Origin of the sequence: Pseudomonas lundensis (assembly GCF_002269125.1) — a bacterium.
Lineage (GTDB): Bacteria > Pseudomonadota > Gammaproteobacteria > Pseudomonadales > Pseudomonadaceae > Aquipseudomonas > Aquipseudomonas lundensis_A.
Genome location: NZ_NQKI01000004.1, coordinates 67,036 through 78,816, shown reverse-complemented (window position 1 = coordinate 78,816; position 11,781 = coordinate 67,036). Strand labels below are relative to the sequence as shown.

Here is an 11,781-nt window from a genome sequence, read left to right as displayed (position 1 = left end):
AAAAAAAGTTGGTGCGCAAATTGCTTAGAGCTCTGCAGTACAGCGGTGGGCGGCAAGCGTCCGTCAGGCAGAGGAAAGACTGTGGACAAGTACCTTTATGTGGCAATGACCGGCGCCAGCCAGAACGCACTGGCGCAGAAGGCGCATGCCAACAATCTGGCGAACATCTCAACCAACGGTTTTCAACGTGACCTTGAACAGGCGCGTTCGATGCCGGTGTTCGGCGACAGCTTTCCGGCGCGTGCCTTTGCACTGTCGGAACGCCCGGCCACGGACTTCACACCCGGCGCACTGGTAGAAACCGGGCGTGACCTGGACGTGGCGGTGCAGGGCAATGGCTGGCTGGCCGTGCAAGCGCCTGACGGCAGCGAAGCCTACGTGCGCACGGCGAGCATGAACGTCGATGCCCTGGGCATTTTGCGGGCCGGCAACGGCATGCCGATCATGGGCAATGGCGGGCCGATTGCCGTACCGCCGCAGCAACAGATCGAAGTCGGGGAAGATGGCACCATCAGCATCCGCGCCATGGGCGAAGGCCCGCGGGTGATGGCTGAAGTCGACCGGATCAAGATGGTGCAGCCCGACCTGAAGAACATGACCAAGGGCCTCGACGGTTTGATCCACACCAAAGACGGTCAGCCAGCGGTGGCGGATGCCAACGTGCGTGTGGTGTCGGGCTTTCTGGAAGCCAGCAACGTCAACGCGGTGGATGAAATGACCTCGGTGCTGGCCCTGGCCAAGCAGTTCGAGCTGCACATCAAGATGATGAACACCGCCAAAGAAGACGATCAGGCCATGACGCGCGTCCTGTCCATCAGCTAATTATTTAACGCGGCGCCGAAAAACCGGCGCGCGAGGAGAACTGCATGCTTCCGGCACTCTGGGTTGCTAAAACAGGTTTGGCTGCACAAGACACCAACCTGACCACTATTTCCAACAACTTGGCCAACGTATCGACCACGGGCTTCAAGCGTGATCGGGCCGAGTTCCAGGACTTGCTTTACCAGATCAAACGCCAGCCCGGCGCGCAATCGACCCAGGACAGCGAGTTGCCTTCGGGCCTGCAAGTGGGTACGGGTGTGCGTATCGTGGGCACGCAGAAGAACTTTCAGGCCGGTAGCCTGCAAACCACCGAGCAGCCGCTCGACCTGGCCATCAACGGCCGTGGTTTTTTCCAGATCATGCAGCCGGACGGCACCACGTCTTACACCCGTGACGGTACTTTCCACCTCGATTCCAACGGCCAGATCGTGACGGCCAATGGTTTTGCGCTGGAGCCGGCGATTGTGGTTCCGCCTGACGCGCAGACCTTCACCGTGGGCCAGGACGGCACCGTGTCGGTGACCATCGCCGGCAACCCGGCCGCGCAAGTGATTGGCAACCTACAAACCGCCGACTTCATCAACCCGGCCGGCTTGCAGGCTCAGGGCGGCAACCTGTTCCTGGAAACCGCTTCCAGCGGTGCGCCGCAAATCGGTACACCGGGCCTGAACGGTTTCGGTCTGACCATGCAAAGCATGCTTGAGACGTCCAACGTCAGCACCGTGGAAGAAATGGTCAACATGATCACCACGCAGCGCGCCTACGAGATGAACTCCAAAGTCATCTCTACCGCCGACCAAATGCTGTCGTTCGTTACGCAAAATCTGTAATCACGTAGACAAGGCGGCCTGACGGTCGCCTGCACGCGCGGGAGAGGTCATGAAACGCTTGTTTTCTGTTCTGGCATTGGGCGGTATCACCTTGCTGGCCGGCTGTGTCAGCCCACCACCACGGGCGAACGATCCGTACTATGCGCCAGTGTTGCCGCGCACGCCGTTACCGGCGGCGGCCAATAATGGCTCGATCTACCAGGCAGGCTTTGAACAGAACCTGTACAGCGACCGCAAGGCGTTCCGGGTCGGTGACATCATCACCATCACCCTGAACGAGAAAACGCAGGCGAGCAAAAACGCCAACTCGCAGATCGGCAAGAACAGCAACACCAGTATCGGCCTGACCTCGTTGTTCGGCAGTGGCCTGACCACCAACAACCCGCTGGGCAGTGGTGACCTGAGCCTGAACGCCGGCTACAGCGGCAGCCGGGCCAGCAAGGGCGACAGCAAGGCCGGGCAGGGTAACAGCCTGACCGGTTCGATTACGGTGACGGTGGCTGACGTCTTGCCCAACGGCATCATCGCGGTGCGCGGCGAGAAGTGGATGACCCTCAATACCGGGGACGAGCTGGTGCGTATTGCCGGTCTGGTGCGTGCCGATGACATCGCCACCGACAACACGGTGTCGTCGACCCGTGTGGCCGATGCGCGCATCACTTACTCGGGCACCGGCTCGTTTGCCGATGCGAGTCAGCCGGGCTGGTTCGACCGTTTCTTCCTGAGCCCGCTGTTCCCGTTCTAAGCGGACCTTTTATCAGTGTTTTTATTCAAGTGATGGCCCGAACCATGTTCAACCTCAAGCATCTGCTGGCAGCTGTACTGCTACTGTCCACAGCCCTTGGCGCCCACGCCGAGCGGTTGAAGGACATCGCCAGCATTTCTGGCGTGCGGTCCAACCAATTGATCGGCTACGGCTTGGTGGTCGGGCTTAACGGCACGGGCGACCAGACCACGCAAACCCCGTTTACCCTGCAAACGTTCAACAACATGCTGTCGCAATTCGGCATTAAAGTGCCGCCGGGTTCGGGCAACGTACAGTTGAAAAACGTCGCCGCGGTGTCGGTCAGTGCAGACTTGCCCGCGTTTGCGAAGCCGGGGCAGGTGGTTGATATCACCGTTTCCTCCATCGGTAACTCCAAAAGCCTGCGCGGCGGGACGCTGTTGCTGACACCGTTGAAAGGCATCGATGGCAATGTGTATGCCATCGCCCAGGGCAACCTGGTGGTGGGCGGTTTTGATGCGGAAGGTCGCGACGGCTCGAAAATCACGGTTAACGTGCCCTCGGCCGGCCGTATTCCCGGCGGTGCTTCGGTTGAGCGCGCCGTGCCCAGTGGTTTCAACCAGGGCAACAGCCTGACGCTGAACCTCAATCGCTCTGACTTCACCACCGCCAAGCGCGTGGTGGACAAGATCAATGACTTGCTCGGCCCTGGCGTCGCGCAAGCCATCGACGGCGGCTCGATCCGCGTCACCGCGCCCCTGGACCCAAGCCAGCGCGTGGACTACCTGTCAATTCTGGAAAACCTGGAAGTGGACCCGGGTCAAGCGGTGGCCAAAGTCATCATCAATTCGCGTACGGGCACTATCGTAATCGGCCAAAACGTCAAGGTATCGCCTGCGGCGGTGACCCACGGCAGCTTGACCGTGACCATCACCGAAGACCCGATTGTCAGCCAGCCCGGCCCGTTGTCCAACGGCCAGACGGCTGTGGTGCCGCGCTCGCGGGTTAATGCGCAACAGGAAGCCAAGCCGATGTTCAAGTTCGGTCCGGGCACCACACTGGATGAAATCGTACGTGCGGTGAATCAGGTGGGGGCGGCGCCAGGCGACTTGATGGCGATTCTTGAAGCACTGAAACAGGCCGGCGCGCTGCAAGCCGACCTGATTGTGATCTGAGGCCTGCACCATGGATATGCGTAAGAGTGGTGTCGTCAGCGGCAGTGATTCGGGGGCGTTCACCGACCTGAACCGTCTGAACAACCTGAAAGTGGGCGACCGCGAAAGCGACGGCAACATGCGCAAAGTGGCGCAGGAATTCGAGTCGCTGTTCCTCAACGAAATGCTCAAGTCGATGCGCTCGGCCAACGAAGTGCTGGGCAAGGACAACCCGCTCAACACCCCGGCGGCCAAGCAGTATCAGGAAATGTACGACCAGCAGTTGTCCGTGACGTTGTCGCGGCAGGGTGGCGGCATTGGCCTGGCAGACGTGTTGATGCGTCAGATGTCGAAAAACAAAGCGGCCGTGCCGGGCGAAACACCCGCGGCTACGGCCCTGACCGCTGAGGCCAAGGCCGCCACCCCAACCGCAGCGGTGACCCCGGCTGACAGCCCGTTTGTCCGTTCCAATGGCCAGCGGCCGTTGTGGGCGGCGCGGGTGGCGCTGGCACCGGGTGCAGGGCAGGGCGGCCATCAAAATGACATGGCACTGCTCAATCAGCGGCGTCTGGCCTTGCCCACCAAACTCACCGACCGGTTGCTGGCAGGCATTGTGCCATCGGCTGACCCGGCCCGCGCCACGATCAATACGGCGGCAGTGCCGGAGCGCACCAGCGCGTCAATGGACGCCGTGCTCAAGGGCAGTCGGCAGCCGATGGTCAGTGCCGCTGGCGCGCAGGGGCGGATGCAGGTGTATGGCCGTGCCGTGGCCCAGCCACCCTTGGCGCCCGCCAAAAAAGCCTTTGAATCGCCGGATGCGTTCGTGGCCACCATGTTGCCGATGGCCCAGCAAGCCGCCGACCGCATCGGCGTCGACCCGCTGTACCTGGTGGCGCAAGCGGCACTGGAAACCGGCTGGGGTAAATCGGTCATGCGTCAACAAGATGGCACCAGCAGCCACAACCTGTTCGGCATCAAGGCCACCGGCAGTTGGCAGGGTGCTCAGGCGCGTGCCATCACCAGTGAGTTCAAAGGCGGGCAGATGGTCAAGGAAACGGCGGCCTTCCGTTCCTACGACTCTTACCAGGACAGCTTCCACGACCTGGTCACGTTGTTGCAGAGCAACAATCGTTATAAAGAAGTGCTGAGCGCTGCCGATAAACCAGAACAATTTGTACGCGAGCTGCAGAAGGCCGGTTACGCAACCGACCCGAATTACGCCAGCAAGATTTCGCAGATAGCCAAACAAATGAAGACCTACCAGAGCTATGCCTCAACAGGTTCCTTCGCGCATTTATAAGGTTTGAACCATGGCGAGTTTGATCAACATCGGGATGTCGGGGCTGAACGCCAGTCAAGGGGCATTGGCCACGGTCGGCAATAACATTGCCAACGCCAACGCGGCGGGCTATTCGCGCCAGCAAATCGTGCAGGGCACGGCAGGCTCGCAGCAAGTGGGCGGGGTCTTTATCGGCACCGGCACCACGCTGGCGGACGTGCGTCGCGTCTACAACGCCTACCTCGACGCCCAGTTGCAAACCACCACATCGCTCAATGGCGACGCGCAAGCCTACCTCGACCAAATCGGCCCGATCGACAAACTGCTGTCGGATAAGAGCACGGGCGTGTCGGCGGCGTTGAGCAGTTTCTTTGCCTCGCTGCAGACCGCAGCGGCAGCACCGGGCGACGCGTCGTCTCGTGACTTGCTGCTGGGCAATGCCAAGACCCTGAGCAACCGTTTCAACGCCATTGCCAGCCAGCTCAACCAGCAAAACGAAGGCGTCAACAGCCAGCTGGAAACCCTGACCTCTATGGTCAACCAGCACACGGCGACCATTGCTTCGCTGAACAAGCAAATCGCCCAGGCGACGACGGGCGGCAACACGCCCAACGACCTGCTGGATGCGCGTAACGAAGCTGTCCGTTCGCTCAACGAACTGGTCGGCGTGACGGTGCAAGAGCACGACAACGTGTACGACATCACCCTCGGCACCGGGCAATCGCTGGTGTTGGGCAACACGTCCAATACGTTGTCGGCCGTGCCGGGTAAAACCGACAAGAGCCAATACACGATCCAGATCAACTACGCGTCTTCCAGTTCGGATGTGACGTCTGTCATCAGCGGCGGCAAGATTGGCGGCCTGCTGCGTTACCGTGATGATGTGCTGGCGCCTGCGATCAATGAGCTGGGGCGCACCGCGCTGGTGGTTGCCGATGCGATCAATCAGCAACTGGGGCAGGGCCTGGATGCTAACGGCGAATTCGGCGCGTCACTGTTCAACAACATCAACAGTGCCAAAGCCATCAGCGAACGCAGCCTGGCCTCGACCGGCAACAGCGCCGGGTCAGGCAATCTGGATGTGACCATTACCAACAGCGGCGCGCTGACCACCTACGACTATGAGGTGACGTTCAGCAGCAGCAATGACTACACGGTGAAGCGTTCCGACGGCACGGTCATGGGCGCTTACAAACTGGACCAGAAGCCAGCACCTGAAATTGACGGTTTTACCCTCAATCTCAATGGCGGTGGTCTGGATAAGGGCGACACGTTCAAAGTCAGCCCGACCCGCAGTGGCGCGACCAATATAGGCGTGCAAATGACCGACGCCAGCAAGTTGGCGCTGGCCGGCCCGCTGGTGGCGAGCCAGGGTGGCTCCAACAGCGGCACCGGTTTGGTCAGTGGTCTGGACTTATCCCAGGCGCTGAATATCTACGGCGGCGCGGACCTGGGCCTGGCGCAAAGCGAGATCGAAGGCGCCATGCCTGTTCGTCTGGCATTTGATGAAGCGGCCAACGGCGTTCAGGGCTATCGCGTACTGAATGAAAAAGGCGAAGAAATCGGCAAAGGCACGATCGTGCCGGGTCAGGACAACAAGGTCACGATCAATGTGCCGGTACTGGACGCCGCCGGTCAGCCGGTGCTGAATCCGGACGGTTCGAAGAAAACCGTCGGCTTCGAGACCACCATCAGTGGTTCTCCCGGTAAGGGCGACAGCTTTGACATCAAGTTCAACAAAGACGGCAAGGCGGACAACACCAACGCCAACAAACTGCTCGACCTGCAAACCAAACCCACCGTCGGCGTGAACAGCGGCGGCGGTGGCGTGAGCATGGCCACGTCCTACAGCCAGTTGGTGTCCAAGGTGGGCGGCAAGGCCAGCCAGGCTCAAGTTGACGGCACGGCCACCAATGCAGCGTTGTCTTACGCAGCTGCCAGCCGCAGCTCGGTATCGCAGGTCAACCTGGACGAAGAAGCGTCCAACCTCGTCAAGTTTCAGCAGTACTACACGGCATCGTCGCAGATCATCAAGGTCGCGCAGGATACCTTCACGACGCTGATCAACAGTATTTAAGGGAGTTATCGACGATGCGTATTTCTACTGCCCAGTTCTTCGAGACCACCTCGTCCAAGTACCAGAGCAATTACTCCTCGGTGATTAAAACCCAGGAGCAGATCGATTCCGGCGTGCGAATCCAGACAGCCGCCGATGACCCGGTCGGTGCCGGGCGCCTGCTGCAACTGCAGCAACAGCAAGACATGCTGGCGCAGTACACCACTAACATGAACAGCATTAAATCGTCTCTGGCCAATCAGGAGTCGGTGCTCGACACGATCAACAATGCCCTGCAAAAAGCCAGCGAGCTGGCGTTGCAAGCGGGCGGTGGCGTGGTCAGTGATGCAGACCGGCTGTCGATAGCCAATGAATTGGGCAATATCGAAGATCAGGTGTTCAGCCTGCTCAACAGTAAGGACGCTTCGGGTAACTACATGTTTTCCGGCTCCAAAACCGATACGCCGCCGTATACCCGTAACAACGACGGGACCTACACCTATCAGGGTGATGACACGCAACTGAACCTGAAGGTGTCTGACACGCTCACCCTCGCGGGGAGTGACACTGCCAAAAGCATCTTTGATGGTGCTATCAATACCGGTCGCACGCAGGCTGAACTCACCACCAAGCCCGCGACGGCTGTGGATGGCACGGTCTCGGTGTCGGGTGGCCTGATCACCTCAAGTCCTGTGTTCAACAAAGATTTTTCCCAGGGCCAGCCTTATCAGGTGGAGTTCCTCAGCAGCACGCAGTACGTGGTGCGCGACGGCTCGGGCAACGACATCACCTCCGAAGTGCCGGGCAACGGCGTGTTCGACGCCACCAAGGAAGGCGCTCATAGCATCAGCCTGCGGGGGGTGGATTTTGATATCAACCTGAACCTTAAGGACGTCGCGGCAGCGGATCAGGACGATGCGGTCAAGGGCCACATCTTTACCCTTGAAGCCAAGCCGGACTCGTTCAACGCATCACGTTCGCCGGGTAATGCTTCGACCGCGCAAATCACTGGCAGCACCGTTAACGATCCTAAGGCCTATGGCGACAGCTTTCCGGCCAGTGGCGCGGTGATCAAATTCACCAGCGACACCGAGTATGAAATTTATGCTCAACCCATGACGGCCAACAGCAAGTCGATTGCCAAGGGCACCATGACGGGCGATTCACTGACGGCGATGGGCGTGACGTTTGACTTTAATGGCGCGCGCGCAGCGGGCGACCAGTTTGTGGTCAGCGCAAATAATCATCAGAGTCAGAGTGCGTTGGACACCATCAGCCAGTTGCGACAAGCGCTGGCCACGCCCAGTGATGGCGATGTGCTTGCGCAGCAGAAGCAGCGGGATGCGATCAACTCGGCCATTGGCAACCTGAAAAACGCCAGTGCCGGTGTCGACACGGCGCGGGGTTCGATTGGCGCACGATTGAAAGCCGTGGACACCCAGACGGCCGAAAACGAAAGCATGGTGATGGCCAACAAGTCGACGATTGCGGCTATTGGCAACACGGATCTGGCCGGGGCATCCATCGATCTGGCCTTCCAGAAAGCCATGCTCGAAGCCTCGCAGTTGGCCTTCGTGAAAATCTCCCAGTTGAGCCTGTTCAACAAGATCTGATCCCGCCTTGTGCGCCGTGAAAGCTTCTCGATGAGTGGCTTGTCACGGCGAGCGCACTGTAAACCCTCTCTTTTCCCCGGCTGGTGGCCCCTGTGGCGGCATCAGCGTGCGCGTGCTTATCTGAAAGTCGCGTTGAAACGTTTTGTATAAACCACACAAAATAGAGTGACCTATGAGTCATAACGCGCATCTTCACTGTATCGTGTGAAACGTACGGGCGGGTGCTGGGCTTTTCACAGGCCGTTTTGGGTATTTTCAGGCATCCACATTCGCTGCATTTTTTGCGCGGCGAAGCCCTTTTATTGTTAACGCCCCTCGATTCCTGAGCGGGTGATCTCCAGCTATTCAGTATTGGGAAGCCACAATGATTGGCATTAAAAGCATCGCCAGTTACGTGCCTGCAAACGGCGTAGATAACTATGCCCAGGGCGCGAAGTTCTCCAAGGACGAAGAATTTATTCTGGGCAAGATTGGTTCGGCATTCCTGCCGCGCAAAGATGCTGACCAGGAAACCTCGGATCTGTGTGTCGAAGCGGCCAATGCGCTGTTCGCCAATAACCCTCATCTCAAGCGCGAGTCCATCGATGCGCTGATCGTCATCACCCAAAACGGTGATGAAGAAGGCTTGCCCCATACCGCCGCCATCGTGCAGGACAAGCTCGGCCTGCCGACCCACGTCGCGGCATTTGATATTTCCCTCGGCTGCTCAGGCTATGTGTACGGCCTCTACGCGATGAAGGGCTTCATGGAAGCCACTGGCCTGAAAAACGGCCTGCTGATCACCGCTGACCCGTACTCCAAAATCGTCGACCCGGAAGACCGCAACACCACCATGCTGTTCGGTGACGCCGCCACGGCCACGTGGATGGGCGAAGACGCGCTCTGGCAGCTGGGCAAGGCCAAGTTCGGCACCGACGGTTCGGGCGCGCCGCACCTGAAAGTCACCGATGGCGTGTTCTTCATGAATGGGCGTCAAGTGTTCAATTTCGCGTTGCTCAAAGTGCCGGCGCACTTGCACGAGTTGCTCGATGAATCGGACCTCAAGGCTCAAGACATTGACGCGTTCTGTATCCACCAGGGCAGTGCGGCCATTGTGGATGCCGTGGCGCGGCGTTTTGAAGGCGAGCCCGAGAAGTTCATCAAGGACATGGTCGAGACCGGTAACACCGTGTCGTCGAGCATTCCGCTGCTGTTGGAAAAACACGCCATGGACACCACCTGGAAGCGCGTGGCGCTCAGTGGCTTTGGTGTGGGCCTGTCCTGGGGCTCGGCGATCATCTACCGCCCCTAAGTCGTTTTATGCAATTACCCAACGCCCGTGGCCGCCAAAGCCATGGGCGTTTTGCATTCTGCGGCCGCTTAACCCCCTGAAATACAAGGGATGGCACCCGGCCAGTAAAAAAAATCAAAAAAGCCCTCAAGCAACCTGCTTTCACGACGATAACTATTACGAAGGTTCTCTAGGCCACACCCGGCGGTTGCCAGGGCCGGAAGCCGCAGTATTCAACCCACGAGGAATTCGTCATGGCTTTATCAGTAAATACCAACATCACGTCGCTGGGTGTTCAGAAGAACCTCAACAAGGCTTCCGACGCTCTCAGCACCTCGATGAACCGCCTGTCTTCCGGCCTGAAAATCAACAGCGCCAAAGATGACGCTGCCGGCATGCAAATCGCCAACCGTCTGGGCAACCAGGTGAAAGGTCTGAACGTAGCCATCGCCAACGCCAACAACGGCGTCTCGATTGCTCAGACCGCTGAGGGCGCGATGCAAGAGTCCACCAACACCCTGCAACGTCTGCGTGAGCTGGCTCTGCAAGCGGCGAACGGTGATAAAAGCGACGCTGACCGTGTGTCCCTGCAGCAAGAATTCACCGCTAAAGTGGGCGAGCTGACCCGTACCGCCAACACCACTACCTTCGGTGGTCGTAACCTGCTGGACGGCTCGTTCAGCAACGTGGCTTTCCAGATCGGTGCTGACGCCAACCAGACCATCTCGTTCGGCATGACCGACATCAGCGCCACTGGCCTGAAAGGTACTTACAGCGAAGCGTCGGTTGACGGCACGGCCATGTCGGGCCTGAGCGCTACTGCTGTAGGTTCGAACATCGGTGGTATGAAAGCGACCACGTCGGCTACGCCACCAGGTGACGTAACTGCGGCTGGGAAAATCTCCATCAATGGCACTGAAATCACTCTGACGGGGGCTACAGGTGCCGCTGCCAGTGGTGTTGCCACTGCTGCTGATATCAACAAGGTTTCGGGTACAACAGGTGTTACTGCCTCTGTTGACGCCGCAACTGGCAAAATGACTCTGACCTCTAAGTCTGACTTCACTATTGAAGACGGTACACCGCCAGGTGCTCTGGCTGAGACTGGCCTGATCGCTGCGCCAGCTGCTACCCCTGTCAAGGCTGTTGCGGTTACTGATGCAACCCTTATGGGCTCGGATGGCGGTGTCAGTGTTAACGGCACTGAAGTCAAGTGGGGTGCTGCTGACAGCATTAAAACTGTTATTGATAAGTTGGCTGCTGAAGCCGGTACCGGCGCTACTGCTTCCTTCAAGGATGGTCGTGTAACTCTGACCTCGGGTGACGGTAAAGACATCAAGCTGGCTAACACCGCAAGCGGTTCGCTGTCGCAGTTGGGTCTGTCTGCCGGTACTTCGCAAGCCAAGCTGACTGCTGACACTTCGATCGAACTGAATGGCGTTGAGGTCAAGTTCAAAAAAGGTGACACCTCTGACGCGATCGTTGCTTCGATCAACAGCGCCAGCACCGGTGTAACGGCCAGCAAGAATGCTGACGGCACCCTGAAGCTGTTCGCTGACAAAGACATCACTGTTAAAGACGGTAGCGCGGGCACTGGCTTGGCTGCACTGGGTCTGAAAGATGTTTCTACGGCTGGCACTAAATCTGCCACCACCATGGAAACCACTGTTGCCGATCTGAGCGTTCTGTCTGCAGCTTCTGCCCAGCAAGCAATTCAGGCTCTGGACGGCGCAATGCAGCAGATCGACAGCCAGCGTTCGCAGCTGGGTGCTGTACAAAACCGTTTCGCAAGCACCGTGTCCAACCTGCAAAGCATCGCGCAGAACTCCGCTGCAGCCAAAGGCCGCGTAGAAGACGCCGACTTCGCCGCTGAAACCGCTGAGCTGACCAAGCAGCAAACCCTGCAACAGGCTTCCACTGCGATCCTGTCTCAGGCTAACCAATTGCCATCCTCCGTACTGAAACTGCTTCAGTAATCACGGCGCTTGGTCAATAACGGAAGGGCGCGTTTACGTGCCCTTTCGTTTTTTCAG

The 11,781-nt window shown here is 58.8% G+C and carries 9 protein-coding genes; all 9 read left to right on the top strand.

Going from position 1 to position 11,781, the window contains the following annotated elements; genetic code table 11:
* Positions 1–81 precede the first annotated feature (81 nt).
* Positions 82–822: a flagellar basal body rod protein FlgF gene (locus CJF39_RS04280; protein ID WP_047275987.1), complete on the top strand. Its 741-nt coding sequence runs from the start codon at positions 82–84 to the stop codon at positions 820–822.
* A gap of 44 nt (positions 823–866) precedes the next feature.
* On the top strand, positions 867–1,652 hold the full coding sequence (gene flgG, locus CJF39_RS04275; RefSeq protein WP_047275985.1) for a flagellar basal-body rod protein FlgG: 786 nt from the start codon (positions 867–869) through the stop codon (positions 1,650–1,652).
* 49 nt (positions 1,653–1,701) lie between these two features.
* Entirely contained in the window at positions 1,702–2,397 is a 696-nt protein-coding gene (flgH, locus tag CJF39_RS04270) for a flagellar basal body L-ring protein FlgH (protein ID WP_094992300.1), read from the top strand.
* Between the two features lie 44 nt (positions 2,398–2,441).
* Positions 2,442–3,551, top strand: a complete 1,110-nt coding sequence (locus tag CJF39_RS04265) for a flagellar basal body P-ring protein FlgI (RefSeq protein WP_094992299.1) — start codon at positions 2,442–2,444, stop codon at positions 3,549–3,551.
* A 10-nt stretch (positions 3,552–3,561) separates the two neighbouring features.
* Positions 3,562–4,830 carry a flagellar assembly peptidoglycan hydrolase FlgJ gene (gene flgJ, locus CJF39_RS04260; RefSeq protein ID WP_094992298.1) on the top strand — a complete coding sequence of 423 codons (1,269 nt, stop codon included), beginning with the start codon at positions 3,562–3,564 and terminating at the stop codon, positions 4,828–4,830.
* A gap of 10 nt (positions 4,831–4,840) precedes the next feature.
* Positions 4,841–6,886: a flagellar hook-associated protein FlgK gene (flgK, locus tag CJF39_RS04255; RefSeq protein WP_094992297.1), complete on the top strand. Its 2,046-nt coding sequence runs from the start codon at positions 4,841–4,843 to the stop codon at positions 6,884–6,886.
* A gap of 14 nt (positions 6,887–6,900) precedes the next feature.
* Entirely contained in the window at positions 6,901–8,478 is a 1,578-nt protein-coding gene (locus CJF39_RS04250) for a flagellar hook-associated protein 3 (protein WP_094992296.1), read from the top strand.
* Positions 8,479–8,842: 364 nt separating this feature from the next.
* A complete protein-coding gene (locus CJF39_RS04245; protein WP_047294556.1) occupies positions 8,843–9,769 on the top strand; it encodes a ketoacyl-ACP synthase III in 927 nt (308 codons plus the stop codon).
* 233 nt (positions 9,770–10,002) lie between these two features.
* Positions 10,003–11,724, top strand: a complete 1,722-nt coding sequence (locus CJF39_RS04240) for a flagellin (RefSeq protein ID WP_094992295.1) — start codon at positions 10,003–10,005, stop codon at positions 11,722–11,724.
* The last annotated feature ends 57 nt before the right edge of the window (positions 11,725–11,781 follow it).

Bases quoted from the DNA above. Each gene is read 5' to 3' on its own strand.
- flgG (WP_047275985.1), top strand. From the start codon at position 867: ATGCTTCCGGCACTCTGGGTTGCTAAAACAGGTTTGGCTGCACAAGAC.
- flgH (WP_094992300.1), top strand. From the start codon at position 1,702: ATGAAACGCTTGTTTTCTGTTCTGGCATTGGGCGGTATCACCTTGCTG.
- CJF39_RS04265 (WP_094992299.1), top strand. From the start codon at position 2,442: ATGTTCAACCTCAAGCATCTGCTGGCAGCTGTACTGCTACTGTCCACA.
- flgJ (WP_094992298.1), top strand. From the start codon at position 3,562: ATGGATATGCGTAAGAGTGGTGTCGTCAGCGGCAGTGATTCGGGGGCG.
- flgK (WP_094992297.1), top strand. From the start codon at position 4,841: ATGGCGAGTTTGATCAACATCGGGATGTCGGGGCTGAACGCCAGTCAA.
- CJF39_RS04250 (WP_094992296.1), top strand. From the start codon at position 6,901: ATGCGTATTTCTACTGCCCAGTTCTTCGAGACCACCTCGTCCAAGTAC.
- CJF39_RS04245 (WP_047294556.1), top strand. From the start codon at position 8,843: ATGATTGGCATTAAAAGCATCGCCAGTTACGTGCCTGCAAACGGCGTA.
- CJF39_RS04240 (WP_094992295.1), top strand. From the start codon at position 10,003: ATGGCTTTATCAGTAAATACCAACATCACGTCGCTGGGTGTTCAGAAG.